The sequence below is a fragment of the Klebsiella sp. PCX genome, assembly GCF_021869705.1.
GTDB classification, from domain to species: domain Bacteria; phylum Pseudomonadota; class Gammaproteobacteria; order Enterobacterales; family Enterobacteriaceae; genus Klebsiella; species Klebsiella quasipneumoniae.
The window spans coordinates 204,639-227,903 of the sequence record NZ_CP091527.1 but is presented as its reverse complement, the minus strand read 5'-3'; the positions used below and the strand labels follow the sequence as shown (position 1 = coordinate 227,903).

15 protein-coding genes, 6 tRNA genes and 3 rRNA genes are annotated in these 23,265 nt (G+C 53.0%); 1 reads left to right on the top strand and 23 read right to left on the bottom strand.

Going from position 1 to position 23,265, the window contains the following annotated elements:
- Window positions 1-41 precede the first annotated feature (41 nt).
- The 12 genes from rpoB to GQR96_RS01020 all read right to left on the bottom strand — a co-directional run bounded on the left by rpoB (window position 42) and on the right by GQR96_RS01020 (window position 9,915).
- Window positions 42-4,070 (bottom strand): DNA-directed RNA polymerase subunit beta, encoded by a 4,029-nt coding sequence (rpoB, locus tag GQR96_RS01075; RefSeq protein ID WP_004206758.1) that lies wholly within the window; start codon window positions 4,068-4,070, stop codon window positions 42-44.
- A gap of 324 nt (window positions 4,071-4,394) precedes the next feature.
- Complete coding sequence (gene rplL / locus GQR96_RS01070) at window positions 4,395-4,760, bottom strand: 50S ribosomal protein L7/L12 (protein ID WP_002884142.1); 366 nt, start codon at window positions 4,758-4,760, stop codon at window positions 4,395-4,397.
- Between the two features lie 66 nt (window positions 4,761-4,826).
- Complete coding sequence (gene rplJ / locus GQR96_RS01065; protein ID WP_001207203.1) at window positions 4,827-5,324, bottom strand: 50S ribosomal protein L10; 498 nt, start codon at window positions 5,322-5,324, stop codon at window positions 4,827-4,829.
- 289 nt (window positions 5,325-5,613) lie between these two features.
- Window positions 5,614-6,318, bottom strand: coding sequence for a 50S ribosomal protein L1 (rplA, locus tag GQR96_RS01060; RefSeq protein WP_002884036.1), 705 nt, complete (start codon window positions 6,316-6,318; stop codon window positions 5,614-5,616).
- Window positions 6,319-6,321: 3 nt separating this feature from the next.
- A complete protein-coding gene (gene rplK / locus GQR96_RS01055) occupies window positions 6,322-6,750 on the bottom strand; it encodes a 50S ribosomal protein L11 (protein WP_002884034.1) in 429 nt (142 codons plus the stop codon).
- Window positions 6,751-6,906: 156 nt separating this feature from the next.
- Window positions 6,907-7,452, bottom strand: coding sequence for a transcription termination/antitermination protein NusG (gene nusG, locus GQR96_RS01050; RefSeq protein WP_001287521.1), 546 nt, complete (start codon window positions 7,450-7,452; stop codon window positions 6,907-6,909).
- Window position 7,453: 1 nt separating this feature from the next.
- Complete coding sequence (secE, locus tag GQR96_RS01045; protein WP_002883772.1) at window positions 7,454-7,837, bottom strand: preprotein translocase subunit SecE; 384 nt, start codon at window positions 7,835-7,837, stop codon at window positions 7,454-7,456.
- Between the two features lie 336 nt (window positions 7,838-8,173).
- Window positions 8,174-9,358, bottom strand: coding sequence for an elongation factor Tu (gene tuf / locus GQR96_RS01040; RefSeq protein ID WP_004174069.1), 1,185 nt, complete (start codon window positions 9,356-9,358; stop codon window positions 8,174-8,176).
- A 115-nt stretch (window positions 9,359-9,473) separates the two neighbouring features.
- Window positions 9,474-9,549: transfer RNA gene (locus GQR96_RS01035), tRNA-Thr, on the bottom strand.
- 5 nt (window positions 9,550-9,554) lie between these two features.
- Window positions 9,555-9,629 (bottom strand) — tRNA-Gly (locus GQR96_RS01030).
- Window positions 9,630-9,744: 115 nt separating this feature from the next.
- Window positions 9,745-9,829: transfer RNA gene (locus GQR96_RS01025), tRNA-Tyr, on the bottom strand.
- Window positions 9,830-9,839: 10 nt separating this feature from the next.
- Window positions 9,840-9,915: transfer RNA gene (locus GQR96_RS01020), tRNA-Thr, on the bottom strand.
- Window positions 9,916-10,345: 430 nt separating this feature from the next.
- On the opposite strand from GQR96_RS01020, the gene coaA reads away from it, so the two are divergent.
- Window positions 10,346-11,296 (top strand): type I pantothenate kinase, encoded by a 951-nt coding sequence (gene coaA, locus GQR96_RS01015; protein ID WP_004206833.1) that lies wholly within the window; start codon window positions 10,346-10,348, stop codon window positions 11,294-11,296.
- 26 nt (window positions 11,297-11,322) lie between these two features.
- Here the strand turns inward: coaA and birA are convergent, their stop codons facing one another.
- From birA to pepQ, 11 genes are all read right to left on the bottom strand, one after another.
- A complete protein-coding gene (birA, locus tag GQR96_RS01010) occupies window positions 11,323-12,285 on the bottom strand; it encodes a bifunctional biotin--[acetyl-CoA-carboxylase] ligase/biotin operon repressor BirA (protein ID WP_004206834.1) in 963 nt (320 codons plus the stop codon).
- Window positions 12,282-13,310, bottom strand: coding sequence for a UDP-N-acetylmuramate dehydrogenase (murB, locus tag GQR96_RS01005; RefSeq protein WP_064178669.1), 1,029 nt, complete (start codon window positions 13,308-13,310; stop codon window positions 12,282-12,284). Before murB ends, birA begins: the two co-directional genes overlap by 4 nt.
- 250 nt (window positions 13,311-13,560) lie before the next feature.
- Window positions 13,561-13,676, bottom strand: a 5S ribosomal RNA gene (rrf, locus tag GQR96_RS01000).
- Between the two features lie 94 nt (window positions 13,677-13,770).
- Window positions 13,771-16,673 (bottom strand): 23S ribosomal RNA (locus GQR96_RS00995).
- 177 nt (window positions 16,674-16,850) lie between these two features.
- Window positions 16,851-16,926: transfer RNA gene (locus GQR96_RS00990), tRNA-Ala, on the bottom strand.
- 106 nt (window positions 16,927-17,032) lie between these two features.
- Window positions 17,033-17,109, bottom strand: a tRNA-Ile gene (locus tag GQR96_RS00985).
- 70 nt (window positions 17,110-17,179) lie between these two features.
- Window positions 17,180-18,719, bottom strand: a 16S ribosomal RNA gene (locus tag GQR96_RS00980).
- The 16S, 23S and 5S rRNA genes sit together here with 2 tRNA genes alongside, the layout of an rRNA operon.
- Before the next feature lie 379 nt (window positions 18,720-19,098).
- Window positions 19,099-19,641 carry a menaquinone-dependent protoporphyrinogen IX dehydrogenase gene (gene hemG / locus GQR96_RS00975; protein ID WP_004886722.1) on the bottom strand — a complete coding sequence of 181 codons (543 nt, stop codon included), beginning with the start codon at window positions 19,639-19,641 and terminating at the stop codon, window positions 19,099-19,101.
- A gap of 11 nt (window positions 19,642-19,652) precedes the next feature.
- Entirely contained in the window at window positions 19,653-21,104 is a 1,452-nt protein-coding gene (trkH, locus tag GQR96_RS00970; protein ID WP_004886724.1) for a Trk system potassium transporter TrkH, read from the bottom strand.
- 40 nt (window positions 21,105-21,144) lie between these two features.
- On the bottom strand, window positions 21,145-21,759 hold the full coding sequence (locus GQR96_RS00965) for an IMPACT family protein (RefSeq protein WP_004886726.1): 615 nt from the start codon (window positions 21,757-21,759) through the stop codon (window positions 21,145-21,147).
- Entirely contained in the window at window positions 21,759-23,090 is a 1,332-nt protein-coding gene (gene pepQ, locus GQR96_RS00960; RefSeq protein WP_004886728.1) for a Xaa-Pro dipeptidase, read from the bottom strand. Before pepQ ends, GQR96_RS00965 begins: the two co-directional genes overlap by 1 nt.
- Between the last annotated feature and the right edge of the window lie 175 nt (window positions 23,091-23,265).

Genomic DNA, 23,265 nt, shown 5'->3' with positions numbered 1-23,265 from the left:
CCGGGCGTTAACCCGGCAGCAGTGACCTGTTTGAGCGAGAATTACTCGTCTTCCAGTTCGATGTTGATGCCCAGCGAGCGAATTTCTTTCAACAGTACGTTGAAGGATTCCGGCATGCCCGGTTCCATCTGGTGATTGCCGTCCACGATGTTTTTATACATCTTAGTACGACCGTTCACGTCATCAGACTTAACGGTGAGCATTTCCTGCAGGGTGTAAGCTGCGCCGTATGCTTCCAGCGCCCACACTTCCATCTCACCGAAGCGCTGACCACCGAACTGCGCCTTACCACCCAGCGGCTGCTGAGTAACCAGGCTGTAAGAACCGGTGGAACGCGCGTGCATTTTGTCGTCGACCAGGTGGTTCAGTTTCAGCATGTACATGTAACCCACGGTTACCGGACGCTCGAACTGCTCACCGGTGCGGCCGTCGAACAGGGTGATCTGACCGGAAGTCGGCAGGTCGCCCAGCTGCAGCAGCGCTTTAATTTCCGCTTCTTTCGCACCGTCGAACACCGGCGTTGCGATCGGCATACCTTTACGCAGGTTTTCAGCCAGACGCAGAACTTCTTCATCGCTGAAGGTATTCAGGTCAACTTTCTGACGAACGTCAGCGCCCAGATCGTAGGCACGCTGGATGAACTCGCGCAGTTTCGCGACTTCCTGCTGCTGTTTCAGCATGGCGTTGATCTTATCGCCGATGCCTTTCGCAGCCATACCCAGGTGAGTTTCCAGGATCTGACCGATGTTCATACGAGACGGTACGCCCAGCGGGTTGAGGACGATATCTACCGGCGTACCGTTAGCATCGTGCGGCATATCTTCGATCGGGTTGATCTTAGAGATAACACCCTTGTTACCGTGACGACCCGCCATCTTGTCACCAGGCTGGATACGGCGTTTAACGGCCAGGTATACCTTAACAATCTTCAGCACGCCCGGTGCCAGATCGTCGCCTTGGGTGATTTTGCGGCGTTTCGCTTCGAGTTTTTTCTCGAACTCGTGTTTCAGTTCGTCGTACTGCTCAGCCAGCTGTTCCAGCTGATTTTGTTTCTCTTCGTCGGTCAGGCCCAGTTCCAGCCAGCGATCGCGCGGCAGTTTGTCGAGCTTCTCAGCTTCAACGCCACCGGAGACCAGCACCGCGTAGATACGACTGAACAGACCGGCTTCGAGGATCTGCAGTTCTTCAGACAGGTCTTTTTTGGCCTGCTTCAGCTGCATCTCTTCGATTTCCAGCGCACGTTTGTCTTTTTCTACGCCGTCACGGGTAAAGACCTGAACGTCGATAACGGTACCAGAGACACCGTTCGGTACGCGCAGAGAGGAGTCTTTAACGTCAGACGCTTTCTCACCGAAGATCGCACGCAGCAGTTTCTCTTCCGGCGTCAGCTGGGTTTCACCTTTCGGCGTAACCTTACCAACCAGAATGTCGCCGCCGGTCACTTCCGCACCGATATAAACGATACCGGACTCATCCAGTTTGGAGAGCGCAGCTTCACCCACGTTCGGGATGTCAGCGGTGATCTCTTCCGGCCCCAGCTTGGTGTCACGGGACACGCACGCCAGTTCCTGAATGTGGATAGTGGTGAAACGGTCTTCCTGGACAACACGCTCGGAAACGAGGATGGAGTCTTCGAAGTTGTAGCCGTTCCACGGCATGAACGCTACGCGCATGTTCTGACCCAGCGCCAGCTCACCGAGGTCGGTGGACGGGCCGTCGGCCAGCACGTCGCCGCGCTCAATAGGTTCGCCCAGGGACACGCAAGGCATCTGGTTGATGCAGGTGTTCTGGTTAGAACGGGTGTACTTAGTCAGGTTATAGATGTCGATACCTGCTTCGCCCGGGTACATCTCGTCTTCGTTAACTTTGATAACGATACGGGAGGCATCCACGTACTGAACAGTACCGCCACGTTTAGCCACCGCAGTAACACCGGAGTCGACGGCCACAGCACGTTCCATACCGGTACCAACCAGCGGCTTATCAGCGCGCAGAGTCGGAACGGCCTGACGTTGCATGTTTGCACCCATCAATGCACGGTTGGCGTCATCGTGTTCCAGGAACGGGATCAGGGACGCACCGACGGATACCACCTGCTGGGTGGATACGTCCATGTAGTCAACCTGGTCACGGCTGAACAAGCTGGATTCGCCTTTGCTACGGCAGGTCACCAGGTCTTCTACGAAGTGGCCGTTTTCATCCAGGTTGGAGTTCGCCTGAGCGATAACGTAGTTGCCTTCTTCGATAGCAGACAGGTAGTGAATTTCGTCAGTAACCACACCGTCGGTCACTTTACGATACGGCGTCTCAAGGAAGCCATATTCGTTGGTCTGCGCGTACACGGACAGGGAGTTGATCAGACCGATGTTCGGACCTTCAGGCGTTTCGATTGGACATACGCGACCATAGTGAGTCGGGTGTACGTCTCGAACTTCGAAGCCTGCGCGCTCACGGGTCAGACCGCCTGGGCCGAGTGCGGAGATACGACGTTTGTGCGTGATCTCAGACAGCGGGTTGTTCTGGTCCATAAACTGAGACAGCTGGCTGGAACCAAAGAACTCTTTCACTGCTGCGGAAATCGGCTTGGCGTTGATCATATCCTGAGGCATCAGGGTATCCAGATCGCCCAGAGACAGACGCTCTTTCACCGCACGCTCTACACGTACCAGGCCAACGCGGAACTGGTTCTCCGCCATTTCGCCAACGGAACGGATACGACGGTTACCGAGGTGGTCGATATCGTCCACTTCGCCTTTACCGTTACGGATATCGATGAGCTTCTTCATCACTTCAATGATGTCGTCTTTGCTCAGGATACCGGAACCTTCGATTTCGTCGCGCAGCAGAGAACGGTTGAACTTCATACGACCAACCGCGGACAGATCGTAGCGGTCTTCGGAGAAGAACAGGTTCTCAAACAGGCTTTCAGCGGCTTCACGAGTCGGCGGCTCGCCAGGGCGCATCATGCGGTAGATTTCTACCAGCGCGCTCAGACGATCGTTAGTCGGGTCGACGCGTACCGTTTCAGAGATGTATGGACCGTGGTCCAGATCGTTAGTGAACAGCGTTTCGATGCGCTTGTGGCCAGACTGGCTCAGCTTAGCCAGCAGATCCAGGCTCAGCTCCATGTTCGCCGGGCAGATCAGTTCGCCAGTCGCTTCATCGATATAGTCTTTAGCCGCCACTTTGCCCGCGATATATTCAACCGGCACTTCGATATGCTTGATATCGTCTTTTTCCAGCTGACGGATATGACGAGCCGTGATGCGACGGCCTTTCTCAACGTACACTTTGCCGTTGGCTTCGATATCGAAGGAGGCGGTTTCGCCGCGCAGACGCTCCGGAATCAGCTCCATCTGCAGCTTGTTGTCGCGAATTTCAAAGACCACTTTTTCGAAGAACAGGTCAAGGATCTGCTCAGTGGTGTAATTCAGCGCGCGCAGGATGATGGTAGCCGGCAGCTTACGACGACGGTCGATACGAACGAACAGGTTGTCTTTCGGGTCGAATTCGAAGTCCAGCCAGGAACCACGGTAAGGGATGATGCGTGCGTTATACAGAACCTTACCGGATGAGTGAGTCTTACCTTTGTCACTGTCAAAGAAGACGCCCGGGCTACGGTGCAGCTGAGAAACGATAACACGCTCGGTACCGTTGATGACAAAGGTACCGTTGTCGGTCATGAGCGGGATTTCGCCCATGTAGACTTCTTGTTCTTTAATGTCTTTGACGGTGCCTTCCGGCGCTTCGCGCTCGTAGATCACCAGACGCAGTTTTACGCGCAGCGGTGCAGAGTAAGTCACGCCACGGATCTGACATTCTTTAACGTCAAAAACCGGTTCGCCCAGACGGTAGCTGACGTATTGCAGCTCGGAATTACCGCTGTAGCTCTGAATTGGGAATACGGAACGGAAAGCAGCTTCCAGACCATACTGCCCTTCAGGATCTTGCTCGATAAACTTCTGGAACGAGTCAAGCTGGATAGAAAGGAGATATGGCACATCCAGAACTTGTGGACGTTTACCAAAATCCTTACGAATACGTTTTTTCTCGGTATAGGAGTAAACCATAGGGTTCCTCAGCTCGCTGACAAGTCGACCCATCTGCCCGCAGAGGGCAGTTTTTTATGCAACACTATTTTGTTGACCGGAAAATGGAACACTTTCCGCAATGCCTGTTGCTATCACGCTTAAACCATTTCATTGCGATTTACACAGCCCAGGAACCCTAACCTGTCGCAGTATATTAAGTCGTCGATAGAAACAAGCATTGAGAGGCAAACCAGTAGTCAAACAGCGTGAAACGCTACTGGCGCCTTACAGCGCAAAAAGGCTGGTGACCAAAAAGTCACCAGCCTCAGCCTGATTTCTCAGGCTGCAACCGGAAGGGTTGGCTTATTTAACTTCAACTTCAGCGCCAGCTTCTTCCAGAGATTTTTTCAGAGCTTCAGCGTCGTCTTTGCTGATGCCTTCTTTCAGTGCAGCCGGAGCAGATTCTACCAGGTCTTTAGCTTCTTTCAGACCCAGGCCAGTCGCGCCACGTACTGCTTTGATAACAGCAACTTTGTTAGCGCCAGCAGCTTTCAGAATTACGTCGAATTCAGTTTTTTCTTCAGCAGCTTCAACCGGGCCAGCAGCTACAGCTACAGCAGCAGCAGCGGAAACACCGAATTTTTCTTCCATTGCAGAGATCAGCTCAACAACGTCCATTACGGACATAGCGGATACTGCTTCAATGATTTGATCTTTAGTGATAGACATTTAAATTGTTCCTGAATATCAGAATAAGTTTATACGTAAGCGAATGCTTTACAAAGATAACTGCGATTAAGCAGCTTCTTTCGCATCGCGTACAGCAGCCAGAGTACGAACCAGTTTGCCAGCCGAAGCTTCTTTCATGGTTGCCATCAGGCGTGCAATTGCTTCTTCGTAGGTCGGCAGAGTTGCCAGGCGGTCGATCTGCGACGCCGGGATCAGCTCACCTTCAAAGGCAGCGGCTTTGACCTCAAATTTTGCATTCGCTTTCGCGAACTCTTTGAACAGACGAGCAGCAGCGCCCGGGTGTTCCATAGAGTATGCAATCAGGGTCGGACCAACAAACGTGTCTTTCAGGCACTCGAACTGAGTACCTTCTACGACGCGGCGCAGCAGGGTGTTACGAACAACACGCATGTATACGCCAGCTTCACGACCTGCTTTACGCAGTTCAGTCATTTTATCTACAGTTACGCCACGGGAATCCGCAACTACTGCAGACAGCGCGCCTTTGGCTACTTCGCTGACTTCAGCAACAATCGCTTGTTTGTCTTGAAGATTTAAAGCCATTAGCTTTGCTCCTGGATGTTTGCCAGAGCCTATGCTCTGGAACTCACTTCACTCAATTCAACGAAAAGAGCGTCTAAATACGGTGAGCAGAAACAAGCCAGAATATCCAAAAATAATCTTAGCGTTCTGTCACCGTCTACGCAGGGCATTAAGTTTCTTGCGAAACACCTGCGGTCTTCGACGGAGGTCTGGATAGGCCAGACTCCAACGAACAATTCGGTTACCTGCTAACCTTAGTTAGCAAACGTGGGCGAAGATTGTAGACAAAATCACCGCCCACGTAAAGGCATTAGTTTGCAGAAGCGTTCAGGCCAGCCTGATCTACTGCAACACCTGCACCCATGGTGGTGGAGATGCTAACTTTCTTGATGTACACGCCTTTCGCCTGAGTCGGTTTTGCTTTTTTCAGCGCAACCAGCAGAGCTTCCAGGTTTTCTTTCAGTTTGTCAGCGTCAAAGTCCACTTTACCGATGGTGGTGTGGATGATGCCGTTTTTGTCGTTACGGTAACGAACCTGACCTGCTTTCGCGTTTTTAACCGCTTCAGCAACGTTCGGAGTTACAGTACCCACTTTCGGGTTCGGCATCAGGCCACGCGGACCCAGAACCTGGCCCAGCTGGCCAACAACGCGCATTGCATCCGGAGAAGCAATAACAACGTCAAAGTTCATTTCGCCTTTTTTGATCTGCTCAGCCAGATCTTCCATACCTACCAGCTCAGCGCCTGCAGCTTTAGCAGCTTCAGCGTTTGCACCCTGGGTAAATACGGCTACGCGAACGGAACGGCCAGTACCGTGCGGCAGTACAGTTGCGCCACGGACGTTCTGGTCAGATTTACGAGCGTCGATGCCGAGGTTAACGGCAACGTCTACGCTTTCGGTAAATTTAGCGGTGGCCAGCTCTTTCAGCAGAGCGATGGCTTCGTTGATGTCGTACTGTTTAGTTGCATCAACTTTCTCACGGATCACGCGCATGCGCTTGGTCAGTTTAGCCATTTCTTAGTCCTCCACTACCAGGCCCATGGAACGTGCAGTACCTTCGATGGAGCGAGTCATCGCTTCAATGTCGGCACCAGTCATGTCGGCAGCTTTGGTCTGCGCGATTTCCTGCAGCTGAGCGCGGGAGATTTTACCCACTTTATCTTTGTTCGGCTTACCGGAACCAGACTTGATGCCCGCAGCTTTCTTCAGCAGAACAGCAGCCGGCGGAGTCTTGGTAACAAAGGTAAAGGAACGGTCAGCGTAAACGGTGATAACAACCGGGATCGGCAGACCTTTCTCCAGGGAATCAGTTTTGGCGTTGAACGCTTTGCAGAATTCCATGATGTTCACGCCCTGCTGACCCAGTGCTGGGCCGACCGGCGGGCTCGGGTTCGCCATACCAGCTGCAACCTGCAGCTTGACGTAGGCTTGGACTTTCTTAGCCATTCTTAAATCCTCAAATTGGGTATTAACGCTTCAGAGAAGCTCCCCGTGATTAAACATCGTTTTACGGGCCGGGCCCATAAAAACAAAAGGCGCGAAATTGTATGCCAATTTCGCGCCCTATGCAACGATTAAATCGCTGCTTTTTTGATCGCCGGCTTACGCCTTCTCAACCTGGCTGAAGTCCAGTTCTACCGGAGTCGCACGACCGAAGATAGAAACGGAAACTTTCAGGCGGGACTTCTCATAGTCCACTTCTTCAACCACACCGTTAAAGTCAGCGAACGGACCGTCGTTAACGCGAACCATTTCGCCCGGTTCAAACAGCGTTTTCGGACGCGGCTTATCGCCAACCTGCTGCAGACGATTCATGATGGCGTCGACTTCTTTGTCGCTGATCGGCGCCGGACGGTCAGAGGTACCGCCGATGAAGCCCATCACGCGCGGCACGCTGCGCACCAGGTGCCAGCTTGCGTCGTTCATGACCATCTGGACCAGAACGTAGCCTGGGAAGAATTTACGTTCGCTTTTGCGACGCTGGCCGCCACGGATCTCAACCACTTCTTCGGTCGGGACCATGACTTCGCCAAATAACTCTTCCATGTTGTGTAATTTGATATGTTCACGCAGCGACGTGGCTACGCGACCTTCAAAACCGGAAAACGCCTGAACGACGTACCAGCGCTTTTTAGGAGCTTCAGACATCTCAGAACCTCAGGCCAGTGATAAAGGAGACCAGGCGAACCAGAATACCATCCAGTCCCCACAGGATCAGTGACATTACTGCAGTCACAGCAGCAACAATCAGCGTAGTATGCAGCGTTTCCTGGCGAGTCGGCCAAATCACTTTACGAACTTCGGTTCTCGCTTCGCGAGCAAAAGCAACGGTCGCCTTACCTTTCGTCGTCAACAGCGCGACGCCACCGGCAGCAGCAATAAGAATAACCACGGCCAGCGCACGCACCGCCAGCATAATGTCGCGATAAAGGAAGTTGCCCACGATCGCCACGATCAGCAGCACGGCAACGATAATCCACTTCATCGCTTCCAGGCCGCGCCCGCTCCCTTGAGCTTCGGTATTCGCACTCATAAACCAACCTGTCAGAAGTATTCTACAAACAATTTCACCCCGCGGGGGCGAGGCGATCCAAACCGAAATTAAGTTTCGGATTATACACTTAACTATTCAAATTGCTTCAACGCTGACGGCTCTGTCGCCCCTGCCCTGCTAACGCAAAGGAGGATGCTGATTGCCGTCGCACTATCGCTCGAATGGTTTGGTGTATAAACGCCCTCTTCAGAGCCTGTCTCAGCAATGATTATGACAAATAAAATCACTGATGAGCCAGGTTCTGGTGTGAAAGCGTGCAAAAAGGGCATCAAATGATGCCCTTTTATTGCGCATTGCGTCAAATGTTATCAGCGATTAGCCGAGAACTTTAGCAACCACGCCCGCGCCAACGGTACGACCGCCTTCACGGATTGCGAAACGCAGACCATCGTCCATCGCGATCGGGTGGATCAGGGTAACAACCATTTTGATGTTGTCGCCCGGCATTACCATCTCTACGCCTTCCGGCAGTTCGATGGTGCCAGTCACGTCAGTTGTACGGAAGTAGAACTGCGGACGGTAGCCTTTGAAGAACGGAGTATGACGGCCACCTTCGTCTTTGGACAGAATGTACACTTCAGATTCGAACTTGGTGTGCGGGTTGATGGTGCCCGGCTTAGCCAGTACCTGACCACGTTCGATTTCTTCACGTTTGATACCACGCAGCAGAACACCTACGTTCTCACCAGCACGGCCTTCGTCCAGCAGTTTGCGGAACATTTCAACGCCAGTACAGGTGGTTTTCGCGGTTTCTTTGATACCAACAATTTCAACTTCTTCACCCACTTTGATGATACCGCGCTCTACACGACCGGTAACAACGGTACCACGACCGGAGATGGAGAATACGTCTTCGATCGGCAGCAGGAACGGCTTGTCAATCGCACGCTCTGGTTCCGGGATATAGGTATCCAGGTGGCCAGCCAGTTCGATGATTTTCGCTTCCCACTCTGCGTCGCCTTCCAGCGCTTTAAGAGCAGAACCACGAACGATCGGGGTGTCGTCGCCTGGGAAATCGTACTGAGACAGCAGTTCACGAACTTCCATCTCAACCAGTTCCAGCAGCTCTTCGTCATCAACCATGTCGCATTTGTTCAGGAACACGATGATGTACGGAACGCCTACCTGACGACCCAGCAGAATGTGCTCACGAGTCTGCGGCATCGGGCCGTCAGTCGCAGCAACAACCAGGATCGCGCCGTCCATCTGCGCAGCACCGGTGATCATGTTTTTAACATAGTCGGCGTGGCCCGGGCAGTCTACGTGCGCGTAGTGACGAGTCGGGGTGTCATATTCAACGTGAGAGGTGTTGATGGTGATACCACGAGCTTTTTCTTCCGGCGCGTTATCGATCTGGTCGAATGCGCGAGCGGAACCACCGTAGGTTTTAGCCAGTACGGTAGTGATGGCAGCGGTCAGCGTTGTTTTACCATGGTCAACGTGGCCGATAGTACCGACGTTAACGTGCGGTTTTGTACGTTCAAACTTTTCTTTAGACATCGATTGTCCCTCTAAGACACGGATAAATCGGTGATATCACCACATCAACCAGGCAACATGCCCGACTTGTTGAATGAACATAACAGAAGAGAAACAGGGAAGGAGAGAAAAGAAGTGGTGCTGATACCCAGAGTCGAACTGGGGACCTCACCCTTACCAAGGGTGCGCTCTACCAACTGAGCCATATCAGCACGTCTGGAGCGGGCAGCGGGAATCGAACCCGCATCATCAGCTTGGAAGGCTGAGGTAATAGCCATTATACGATGCCCGCATCCTGAAACTCGGCTACCCAGTTCTTTCTGTAATACTAAAAAGACTGCTCTCTTTAGTATTGAGCTGATTAGTTTACCCAACCAACTCCGGCTACGCAAAGCGTCGCCAGAAAGTGGTGGTGGGGGAAGGATTCGAACCTTCGAAGTCGATGACGGCAGATTTACAGTCTGCTCCCTTTGGCCGCTCGGGAACCCCACCCAAATTGTTATGGTGCCGACTACCGGAATCGAACTGGTGACCTACTGATTACAAGTCAGTTGCTCTACCTACTGAGCTAAGTCGGCATCAAGTAGCGCGCATTCTAGGGAGAGGAGCGAGTTCATGCAACTAAAAATTTGCATAAAACGTTCTCTTGCTCACATTTTGTGCTCTTACGCGAAAAAACGGTGTAATTTCAAACAAAGGAGTGCAAATAATCGCCAACAAACGGGCCCATCAGGCGCGGTTTCGGTCAGCCACGTTTACCAGGAACGTATGCTGACCGTAAACTGAAAGGCAGCAGGCCGTTAGTACCATCCTGTTAGCAAAGGCCATGCTTTGCAAAGCATAAGAAACTTATTCCTCTCTTGTGACGCTGGCGCGAGAAAGCGGCATTCAATGAGTTTTTTTCTTATTATTCCCGGCAATCTGGTGTTACCCTCCTGCCCATTGTCCTGATTAACTCGTGTGAAGCATCGCCGTTTCAACGTATTCGGTGATGGTAAGAACATGCTTATGAGCCAAAAAGAGCAGACGTTAATGACACCGTACCTACAATTTAACCGCCACCAATGGGCTGCACTTCGTGATTCTGTCCCGATGACGTTAACCGAGGAAGAAATCACGCGGTTAAAAGGCATCAACGAAGATCTCTCTCTGGAAGAGGTTGCTGAGATCTATTTGCCGCTGTCGCGTTTGCTCAACTTCTATATCAGTTCTAACCTGCGTCGTCAGGCTGTTCTCGAACAATTTCTTGGCACCAACGGTCAGCGAATTCCCTATATTATCAGTATCGCTGGCAGCGTGGCGGTAGGAAAAAGCACCACCGCCCGTGTACTGCAGGCCTTGCTGAGCCGTTGGCCGGAGCATCGCCATGTCGAACTCATTACCACTGACGGATTTTTGCACCCTAACTCAGTTTTGAAAGAACGTGGGTTAATGAAGAAAAAAGGCTTTCCGCAGTCCTATGATATGCATCGGCTGGTGAAGTTTGTCTCCGATCTCAAATCAGGGGTACCACAGGCAACTGCACCGGTTTATTCCCATCTAATTTATGATGTTATTCCCGATGGCGATAAAACCGTCGCTCAACCGGATATTCTCATTCTTGAAGGACTGAATGTTCTGCAAAGTGGGATGGATTATCCACACGATCCGCATCATGTATTCGTATCGGATTTTGTCGACTTTTCTATTTATGTCGATGCCCCGGAAGAATTATTGAAAAGCTGGTATATCAACCGCTTTCTTAAATTCCGGGAAGGGGCATTTACCGACCCGGATTCTTATTTCCATAATTACGCCAAGCTGTCGAAGGAAGAAGCGGTCGAAATTGCCACCTCGCTTTGGAATGAGATTAACCTAATGAATCTCAAGGAAAACATCCTTCCAACTCGCGAGCGCGCCAGCCTGATTATGACCAAGAGCGCCAATCATTCTGTTAATCAGGTACGCTTACGTAAATAAAGCAAAGGGAGCCGGAGCTCCCTTTTTTATTCTGCGCTGCGCAATGATATTTCCCCACCAACCCAGGCTTTTATCACACCATCCTGCTCCAGCAATAGCGCACCCTGGGCGTCAATGCCGCGGGAAATGCCATAAATTTCTTTATCACCGATAATCAGTTTTACCGGACGATGAATAAAGTTATCCAGTTTTTCCCAGCGCGGCAGATAAGGAGCCAACCCTTCCTGCTCGAACAGCTCCAGTCCCAGGCGCAGCTCTTTAATCAGGCGCGCGGCGAGGAGATTACGGTCGATGACCACCCCCGCTTCCTGAAGACTGATCCAACCCTGATTGACGACATCAGACTCCACACGACGCATCACAAGGTTGATACCCGCGCCGCTGACGATTTGTGCGGCATCGCCCGTTTTCCCCGTCAGCTCCACGAGGATCCCTGACAGCTTACGATCCTGCAGGTAAATATCGTTTGGCCATTTCACGCGAACCTGTTCGGCCCCGAGTTGCTGCAGCACTTCAGCGATCACAATACCAATCACCAGGCTTAGGCCAATCGCCGCTGCCGGGCCCTGCTCCAGACGCCAGTACATCGAGAGATAGAGATTCGCACCAAAGGGGGAAAACCATTTTCTGCCTCGCCGGCCTCGCCCTGCCTGCTGATATTCAGCTACGCAGGCATCGCCGGACGTCAGCTCATCCAGTCTGTCCAGCAAATACTGGTTAGTGGAGTCGATTACCGGAAGGACAGTCACTCGACCGTGCTCTATCTGTTGGGAGATCTTTTTCTCATCCAACAGATGAATGGGCTCTGGCAGGCTGTACCCCTTGCCCGGCACGGTAAACACATCGACGCCCCAGTCGCGTAACGTCTGGATATGCTTATTAATCGCCGCCCGGCTCATGCCTAACTGCTCGCCAAGCTGTTCACCTGAGTGAAACTCACCATCAGCAAGGATAGAAATTAGCGTTAAAGGGATAGTATGGTCTTTCACGCAATGCTCTCCTCTGCGTTGACTTCACCATGCGTTCCAATGAAGCGCACCTCGGGCTGAAGCCATACATTGAATTTTGCCCCCACTTGCTGGCGAACGTAATGGGCTAGCTTTATCACATCCTCGCTGGTCGCTTGATCTTCATTAATCAGTACCAGCGCCTGCTGTCGATGCACGGCCGCGCCGCCGATGCGTTTTCCTTTGAGCTGACATTGATCGATTAGCCAGCCAGCGGCCAGCTTGACGCTGCCGTTTGCCTGCGGATAGTGCGGTGCATGAGGGAACTGCGCCAGCAGCGCTTCAGCAACCTGAGCGCTGACGATCGGGTTCTTAAAAAAGCTGCCAGCATTACCGTTAATCTTTGGATCCGGCAATTTAGTCATTCGCATATGGCAGACCGCATCGAATACCTGCTGCGGGGTGACTGTCTGCGGATCGAGACGTGTTAAATCACCGTAGCTCAGCACAGGTCGCCACGCTTTCGCTAACGATAAGCCAATCGCGACGATGGCGTAGCAGTCCTGATATTCATGTTTAAAGATGCTGTCGCGATAGCCGAAACGGCATTCCGCTGCGGAAAGGCGTTGTTTACGTCCCGTTTCCAGCTCGATGCAGTCAACATATTCGCAGACCCGCTGCAATTCGACGCCGTAGGCGCCAATATTCTGGATCGGCGACGATCCTGCGCAGCCAGGGATTAATGCCAGATTTTCCAGACCAGGCATCGCATGCTGTAGCGTGAACTGTACTAGTTGATGCCAGTTTTCGCCGGCACCGACGTGCAAGCGCCAGGCATCCGGGGTTTCGCTCACCTCGATCCCCATAATCCGGTTGAGGATCACCGTACCGGCATAGTCGTTCAGAAACAGGACGTTACTGCCTTCCCCAAGGATTAGCGTGGGTTCGCCAGCCGCGGCAGCGGTTTGCCAGGCGCTTAGCAACTGTTGCTCAGTTTCGGCGCGTACTATCGTATTGGCGGATCGCTCAATGCCAAAGGTATTCCAGGGTTTGAGGGAGTGGTTCATAGTGGCTTCCTGATGCAAAATCGGCGTTAGTTTACCGTATCTGGCGGGGGAAGGCTTGCCTGATTACAGAGGCAATAATATTGCGGAGCGTTACCAGTGGTGAGAGGTGTACCGCGCCGGGCTACAGAACCCGCAAGGCCCCTGGCCCAGGTAAGCGCAGCGCCACCGGGGAGGCATGCCGGCATTCTCGCCGGATGACACAAAAGCAAAAAAGCTCAGCCTTCCGACTGAGCTTTCTGCTTTATTTGATGCCTGGCAGTTCCCTACTCTCACATGGGGAGACCCCACACTACCATCGGCGCTACGGCGTTTCACTTCTGAGTTCGGCATGGGGTCAGGTGGGACCACCGCGCTAGTGCCGCCAGGCAAATTCTGTTTTATCAACACGTCCTGCGGACGCATCGACTAATCTGTATCAGCTGAAAATCTTCTCAAACCGCCAAAACATCTTCGGCGTTGTAAGGTTAAGCCTCACGGTTCATTAGTACCGGTTAGCTCAACGCATCGCTGCGCTTACACACCCGGCCTATCAACGTCGTCGTCTTCAACGTTCCTTCAGGAGACTTAAAGTCTCAGGGAGAACTCATCTCGGGGCAAGTTTCGTGCTTAGATGCTTTCAGCACTTATCTCTTCCGCATTTAGCTACCGGGCAGTGCCATTGGCATGACAACCCGAACTCCATTGATGCGTCCACTCCGGTCCTCTCGTACTAGGAGCAGCCCCCCTCAATTCTCCAGCGCCCACGGCAGATAGGGACCGAACTGTCTCACGACGTTCTAAACCCAGCTCGCGTACCACTTTAAATGGCGAACAGCCATACCCTTGGGACCTACTTCAGCCCCAGGATGTGATGAGCCGACATCGAGGTGCCAAACACCGCCGTCGATATGAACTCTTGGGCGGTATCAGCCTGTTATCCCCGGAGTACCTTTTATCCGTTGAGCGATGGCCCTTCCATTCAGAACCACCGGATCACTAAGACCTGCTTTCGCACCTGCTCGAGCCGTCACTCTCGCAGTCAAGCTAGCTTATGCCTTTGCACTAACCTCCTGATGTCCGACCAGGATTAGCTAACCTTCGTGCTCCTCCGTTACTCTTTGGGAGGAGACCGCCCCAGTCAAACTACCCACCAGACACTGTCCGCAACCCGGATTACGGGCCCACGTTAGAACACCAGCCATTAAAGGGTGGTATTTCAAGGATGGCTCCATGCAGACTGGCGTCCACACTTCAAAGCCTCCCACCTATCCTACACATCAAGGACCAGTGTTCAGTGTCAAGCTATAGTAAAGGTTCACGGGGTCTTTCCGTCTTGCCGCGGGTACACTGCATCTTCACAGCGAGTTCAATTTCACTGAGTCTCGGGTGGAGACAGCCTGGCCATCATTACGCCATTCGTGCAGGTCGGAACTTACCCGACAAGGAATTTCGCTACCTTAGGACCGTTATAGTTACGGCCGCCGTTTACCGGGGCTTCGATCAAGAGCTTCTCCTTACGGATAACCCCATCAATTAACCTTCCGGCACCGGGCAGGCGTCACACCGTATACGTCCACTTTCGTGTTTGCACAGTGCTGTGTTTTTAATAAACAGTTGCAGCCAGCTGGTATCTTCGACTGGTCTCAGCTCCACCCGCAGGGGCTTCACCTACACACCAGCGTGCCTTCTCCCGAAGTTACGGCACCATTTTGCCTAGTTCCTTCACCCGAGTTCTCTCAAGCGCCTTGGTATTCTCTACCTGACCACCTGTGTCGGTTTGGGGTACGATTTCGTGTTACCTGATGCTTAGAGGCTTTTCCTGGAAGCAGGGCATTTGTTACTTCAGCACCGTAGTGCCTCGTCATCACACCTCAGCCTTGATTATCCGGATTTGCCTGGATAACCAGCCTACATGCTTAAACCGGGACAACCGTCGCCCGGCTAACATAGCCTTCTCCGTCCCCCCTTCGCAGTAACACCAAGTACAGGAATATTAACCTGTTTCCCATCGACTACGCCTTTCGGCCTCGCCTTAGGGGTCGACTCACCCTGCCCCGATTAACGTTGGACAGGAACCCTTGGTCTTCCGGCGAGCGGGCTTTTCACCCGCTTTATCGTTACTTATGTCAGCATTCGCACTTCTGATACCTCCAGCAACCCTCACAGGTCACCTTCGCAGGCTTACAGAACGCTCCCCTACCCAACAACACATAGTGTCGCTGCCGCAGCTTCGGTGCATGGTTTAGCCCCGTTACATCTTCCGCGCAGGCCGACTCGACCAGTGAGCTATTACGCTTTCTTTAAATGATGGCTGCTTCTAAGCCAACATCCTGGCTGTCTGTGCCTTCCCACATCGTTTCCCACTTAACCATGACTTTGGGACCTTAGCTGGCGGTCTGGGTTGTTTCCCTCTTCACGACGGACGTTAGCACCCGCCGTGTGTCTCCCGTGATAACATTCTTCGGTATTCGTAGTTTGCATCGGGTTGGTAAGTCGGGATGACCCCCTAGCCGAAACAGTGCTCTACCCCCGAAGATGAGTTCACGAGGCGCTACCTAAATAGCTTTCGGGGAGAACCAGCTATCTCCCGGTTTGATTGGCCTTTCACCCCCAGCCACAAGTCATCCGCTAATTTTTCAACATTAGTCGGTTCGGTCCTCCAGTTAGTGTTACCCAACCTTCAACCTGCCCATGGCTAGATCACCGGGTTTCGGGTCTATACCCTGCAACTTAACGCCCAGTTAAGACTCGGTTTCCCTGCGGCTCCCCTATACGGTTAACCTTGCTACAGAATATAAGTCGCTGACCCATTATACAAAAGGTACGCAGTCACACCATAAAGGTGCTCCCACTGCTTGTACGTACACGGTTTCAGGTTCTTTTTCACTCCCCTCGCCGGGGTTCTTTTCGCCTTTCCCTCACGGTACTGGTTCACTATCGGTCAGTCAGGAGTATTTAGCCTTGGAGGATGGTCCCCCCATATTCAGACAGGATACCACGTGTCCCGCCCTACTCTTCGAGTTCACAACATGTGCATTTTTGTGTACGGGACTATCACCCTGTACCGTCGGACTTTCCAGACCGTTCCACTAACACACATGCTGATTCAGACTCTGGGCTGCTCCCCGTTCGCTCGCCGCTACTGGGGGAATCTCGGTTGATTTCTTTTCCTCGGGGTACTTAGATGTTTCAGTTCCCCCGGTTCGCTTCATTACGCTATGTATTCACGTAATGATAGTGTGACGAATCACACTGGGTTTCCCCATTCGGAAATCGCCGGTTATAACGGTTCATATCACCTTACCGGCGCTTATCGCAGATTAGCACGTCCTTCATCGCCTCTGACTGCCAGGGCATCCACCGTGTACGCTTAGTCGCTTAACCTCACAACCCGAAGATGTTTCGTAAAACATCATCGTGTCGCGAAAATTTGAGAGACTCAAACACACATTAACTGTGTGTCGTTTCAATTTTCAGCTTGATCCAGATTTTTAAAGAGCAAAACTTCGCAGTGCACCTTTTCAGGTTCACTCTGAAGTTTTCTTGTGTTCGCAGTAAAGATGGTGGAGCTATGCGGGATCGAACCGCAGACCTCCTGCGTGCAAAGCAGGCGCTCTCCCAGCTGAGCTATAGCCCCATCGGTGTTATCTCTGTACCGGTAATTTTTCCTGAGACAAGGCGTGGTGAAGCGAAGCATACTGAAGTATGCGAGCTTTGCCACAACGCAGTATTCAGGGAAAATTTGGTAGGCCTGAGTGGACTTGAACCACCGACCTCACCCTTATCAGGGGTGCGCTCTAACCACCTGAGCTACAAGCCTGCAGAGATTATTTACTGCTCTATTTCATCAGACAATCTGTGTGAGCACTGCAAAGGCAGGTTCTTTAAGGTAAGGAGGTGATCCAACCGCAGGTTCCCCTACGGTTACCTTGTTACGACTTCACCCCAGTCATGAATCACAAAGTGGTAAGCGCCCTCCCGAAGGTTAAGCTACCTACTTCTTTTGCAACCCACTCCCATGGTGTGACGGGCGGTGTGTACAAGGCCCGGGAACGTATTCACCGTAGCATTCTGATCTACGATTACTAGCGATTCCGACTTCATGGAGTCGAGTTGCAGACTCCAATCCGGACTACGACATACTTTATGAGGTCCGCTTGCTCTCGCGAGGTCGCTTCTCTTTGTATATGCCATTGTAGCACGTGTGTAGCCCTGGTCGTAAGGGCCATGATGACTTGACGTCATCCCCACCTTCCTCCAGTTTATCACTGGCAGTCTCCTTTGAGTTCCCGGCCGGACCGCTGGCAACAAAGGATAAGGGTTGCGCTCGTTGCGGGACTTAACCCAACATTTCACAACACGAGCTGACGACAGCCATGCAGCACCTGTCTCACAGTTCCCGAAGGCACCAAGCCATCTCTGGCAAGTTCTGTGGATGTCAAGACCAGGTAAGGTTCTTCGCGTTGCATCGAATTAAACCACATGCTCCACCGCTTGTGCGGGCCCCCGTCAATTCATTTGAGTTTTAACCTTGCGGCCGTACTCCCCAGGCGGTCGATTTAACGCGTTAGCTCCGGAAGCCACGCCTCAAGGGCACAACCTCCAAATCGACATCGTTTACGGCGTGGACTACCAGGGTATCTAATCCTGTTTGCTCCCCACGCTTTCGCACCTGAGCGTCAGTCTTTGTCCAGGGGGCCGCCTTCGCCACCGGTATTCCTCCAGATCTCTACGCATTTCACCGCTACACCTGGAATTCTACCCCCCTCTACAAGACTCTAGCCTGCCAGTTTCGAATGCAGTTCCCAGGTTGAGCCCGGGGATTTCACATCCGACTTGACAGACCGCCTGCGTGCGCTTTACGCCCAGTAATTCCGATTAACGCTTGCACCCTCCGTATTACCGCGGCTGCTGGCACGGAGTTAGCCGGTGCTTCTTCTGCGGGTAACGTCAATCGACAAGGTTATTAACCTTATCGCCTTCCTCCCCGCTGAAAGTACTTTACAACCCGAAGGCCTTCTTCATACACGCGGCATGGCTGCATCAGGCTTGCGCCCATTGTGCAATATTCCCCACTGCTGCCTCCCGTAGGAGTCTGGACCGTGTCTCAGTTCCAGTGTGGCTGGTCATCCTCTCAGACCAGCTAGGGATCGTCGCCTAGGTGAGCCGTTACCCCACCTACTAGCTAATCCCATCTGGGCACATCTGATGGCATGAGGCCCGAAGGTCCCCCACTTTGGTCTTGCGACGTTATGCGGTATTAGCTACCGTTTCCAGTAGTTATCCCCCTCCATCAGGCAGTTTCCCAGACATTACTCACCCGTCCGCCGCTCGTCACCCGAGAGCAAGCTCTCTGTGCTACCGCTCGACTTGCATGTGTTAGGCCTGCCGCCAGCGTTCAATCTGAGCCATGATCAAACTCTTCAATTTAAGTTTGATGCTCAAAGAATTAAACTTCGTAATGAATTACGTGTTCACTCTTGAGACTTGGTATTCATTTATTGTCCGAAGACATTAAGAATCCATGTCACTTTGAGTGCCCACACAGATTGTCTGATAAATTGTTAAAGAGCAGTGCCGCTTCGTTTTTCGCTGCGGCGCGGGGTGTGCATATTACGCTTTCCCGCTGCAGAGTCAAGCATTTATTTTTGCTTTTCTCTGCGAGGTTCTCACCGGAACCCCGCTGACCCGGCGGCTTGCTTGCCGTTGTTCCGTGTCAGTGGAGGCGCATTATAGGGAGTAATTCCGAGGTGACAAGGGGAAATGCAAAAAAACTTTTCGTTCGCTCGCTTTTCCATCAAGACGCTGTTTAAACGCCCGGTTTGCTGATCATTTGCGCGATTTCTCGGGCAAATCGGGAGACCTGTTGCCAGTCGGTATAGACCACTTCTTTACGGGTATCCGTTTCGCCCCCGGTCATTTTCATAATCAGGCGGATCATAAACCGATCGTACCAGCGGTAACGCGGGTAACGTAGCGCCCCGGCAAACACCGCGCAGCTCTGCGGCTGCCAAGGCGAGTTGAGCAGAAACTTGCGCGTATAGCTATTGGTCTGCGGCGTGCGCTTCTCGGGTTTGCGCGCAACCAGGTTCACCGAAAAGAATGCCCCCGGCAGCGCCTGCAATGCTGCCAGGTGCTTTTTCACAAAGCGGTCCACCGCCGGATGAAAGTGTCCGTAGCGAATCGATGCGCCAATCACCACGCGATCATAATGATGCCATTCCACGTTATCGGTACGGTTCAGATTCAGGGTATCCGCATCGATACCCAGCTCTTTCAGCTCAGAGGCGAGAAACGAAGCGATTTCACGGGTCTGCCCGTCGCGGGTGGAAAAGAGAATTAAAGTTTTCACGAGCACTCCTGTTATTCGCGCCAGAAAGTGGGAGTAAAGAGCACCAGTAAGGTGAACACTTCCAGACGACCAAACAGCATATTAGCAATCAGGATCCATTTCGCGACCGGGTTCATGGTGGCAAAGTTGTCCGCGACGACGCCGAGCCCAGGCCCGAGGTTGTTCAATGTCGCCACCACGGAGGCGAAAGCAGAGAAGTCATCCACCCCGGTGGCGATAATAGCCAGCATACTAATGATAAAGACCAGCGCATAGGCGGAGAAGAATCCCCACACCGCTTCCAGAATACGTTCCGGCAGCGCGCGGTTACCTAATTTAATGCTATACACCGCATTCGGGTGAACCAGACGCTTAAGCTCACGGTTGCCCTGCTTGAACAGCAACAGGATACGGATCACCTTTAAGCCACCGCCCGTGGAGCCAGCGCAGCCGCCGATAAATGCGGAGCACAGCAGCAGCACCGGCAGGAACAGCGGCCAGCGCGCAATGCTATCGGTTGTGAATCCTGCGGTGGTCGCCATCGACACCACCTGGAAAAACGCCTGATTCAGCGTCGTCAGCACCGAGCCGTACACGTTATGAAGCCATAGCACCAGCGTACAGACGATGACCAGCGTCAACTGGACGCCAATGAACATTCGAAACTCAGGGTCGCGCCAGTACACCTTCAGGCTGCGTCCGCTCAACAACGAAAAATGCAGACCGTAGTTACAGCCGGAGATCAGCAGGAAGATGGCAATGATGGAGTTGATCATCGGGCTGTTGAAATAGCCGACGCTGGCATCGTGAGTCGAGAAACCGCCGATAGCGATGGTGGCGAAGCTGTGCCCTATCGCATCGAAGGCCGGCATACCGGCAAACCAGAGCGCCAATGCGCAGGCGACCGTTAGTAACACATAGATAAGCCACAATGTCTTTGCCGTCTCGGCGATGCGCGGGCGCATCTTGTTATCTTTCAGCGGGCCGGGCATTTCCGCGCGGTAGAGCTGCATTCCCCCGACGCCGAGGATAGGCAGAATGGCCACCGCCAGCACAATGATCCCCATGCCGCCGAACCACTGCAGCATCTGCCGGTAAAAAAGGATAGCGTGCGGAAGCGAGTCCAGCCCCACCAGGGTGGTCGCCCCGGTCGTCGTCAGGCCGGAAAATGATTCGAAGAAGGCATCCGTCACCGTCAGGTTCGGCTGTTCGGCGAATATAAAGGGCAAGGCCCCTACGCTACCCAGCACGGTCCAGAACAGCACCACGATCAGAAACCCTTCACGAGATTTCAGTTCGCCCTTTTGCTTACGGTTCGGCCACCACAGCATGGAGCCGATCGCCAGAGCGACAAAAAAAGTTTGAGTGAAGGCCCGTCCCGCGCCATCGCGATATATCAGGGCCACTAATCCCGGGACGATCATTGTCCCCGAGAATAAGATGACCAGCAGTCCAACGATTCGGGTTATGGCGCGAAAATGCATCTCTGGCGCTTCCTTTGATAGGCAAAAAAAACAGAGGGGATTATTCGTTAATCTTCAGCAATTGCAATGAACCGCGACTAAAATCAGCCAGTTTTGCTGAAAAAGCCGCCACTTCGGCCTGGGGAAGCGCCACGCGCAGCCGAACCGACGCCAGATATTCGCTTTCAACGACATTCCCGGAAAATTGGGCGAGCAACGCTTCAACGCCGGCCAGTTGCCCATATTCACATTGCAAAGTATATGCCGTTAACGGCGTCTTGCGCAGCGTCGTCAACTGCGCCAGCGCCTGATGGACACCGCCGCCATAGGCTTTCACCAGGCCGCCGGTGCCCAGCAGGATACCACCGTAATAACGTACGACGACAGCGGTTATCTCACCGACGCCGCTACCCATCAACTGCGCCAGCATCGGTTTACCCGCCGTTCCCGCCGGTTCGCCATCGTCTGAGAACCCAAGCTGTTGCGAATCATCAGGCGGTCCGGCGACCCACGCCACGCAGTGGTGGCGGGCATCGGGGTGATCCGCTCTGACCGACTCGACAAAGGCTTTCGCCGCCGCCACGCCGTCGGTATGCGCCAACAGCGTGATAAAACGGCTCTTTTTGATCTCCTCAACGACGGAAACTGGCGCCGCCGGGATTAACCAGCTCTCCATCAGGCCAGCTTCAGATCGCGCGTCATGTTTTCGATACTGTTTTCGTGAACCACCACGTTATCTTCGATACGGATCCCGCCGAATGGCTTCATGGCGTCAATTTTTTGCCAGTTGAAGTGCTTGCTGAACGGGCCTTCACGCCACGGCGCCAGTAACGACTCGATAAAGTAGATGCCGGGTTCAATGGTCAACACCATCCGCGGCTCGATAATACGGGTGCAGCGCAGATACGGGTATTTCGCTGGCGCCGCCAGATGCGTACCGGAGTCGTCTTGCATAAAGCCAGCAACATCATGCACCTGCAGACCCAGCGGATGACCAATCCCGTGCGGCATAAATGGCCCGGTCAGATCGTTCTCCACCATCGCCTCTTCGCTCATGTCAGTGACTAACTGATGTTTACGCAGCAGCTTCGCAATACGCTGATGGAACTGGATATGGTAATCAACGTAGCGCGTCCCGGCTTTCATGGTGCTAATCAGCGCCAGCTGCTCGTCGTTAACGTCTTTAATCAGATGGGCGAAATCGTTATCGCCGTGTGCCGCCCAGGTCCGCGTCAGATCCGCGGCATAGCCGTTATATTCCGCGCCGGCGTCGAGCAGGAAGCTGCGCATCTCCGCCGGAGCGCGATGGTCCAGTTTGGTGTAGTGCAGGACGGAAGCATGCTCGTTCAGCGCCACGATGTTGCTGTAAGGCACGTCGGTATCGCGGTGACCGGTGGCGGTAAGATAGGCCTGGTTGATATCGAATTCGCTCATCCCGGACTGAAAAGCCTCATAGGCCGCACGATGACCATTCACCGCCGACTTCTGCGCTTCACGCATACAGGCCAGCTCGTAATCGGTTTTGTAAGCCCGGTAGTAATGCAGATAATCGATAACCCCTTTCGGGTTGATCTTATCCGCGGCGATTCCCAGGCCCAGCGCGCGCTCCGGCACCGGCCCGATATAGCCAATATTACCGCGAGCGGCAGGCAGTTGGCTGCCGATGCCATCGGCCTTCGGCAGCGCGACCACATCGACCTCTTCGGTCCAGAACGAGGTCGGCAGCGGCTCAACGTTATGCCAGTAATCAACCGGCAGATAGAACCACAGCTTCGGTTTATTCACACCGTCCACCAGCAACCAGCAGTTAGGCACCTGAGTCACCGGCACCCAGGCTTTGAACTGCGGATTGACCTTGAACGGGTATGGATGGTCATCAAGGAAGACGTTAACCAGCTCGCCGGAGTGAATCAGCAGAGCATCCATCTGAAAACGGGCCAGGACGTCGCGGGTACGTTCTTGTAGGGTGACAATATGATTTTTATAGAGCGCGGCCAGGGATTCCATCTTTTGTCCTTTGCTTTTATGGGATCGTGATACTCCGCATCTTAGCACATCGACCTGCGTGCGGGTGATTTCCGCCGGATGTGATCCGACCAGCAATTATTTAAAGAGTAATTTGCAATTCTTTAACATAAATTCCACACTCCGTTTCATCTGGTATGACCAGATCATATTGCTG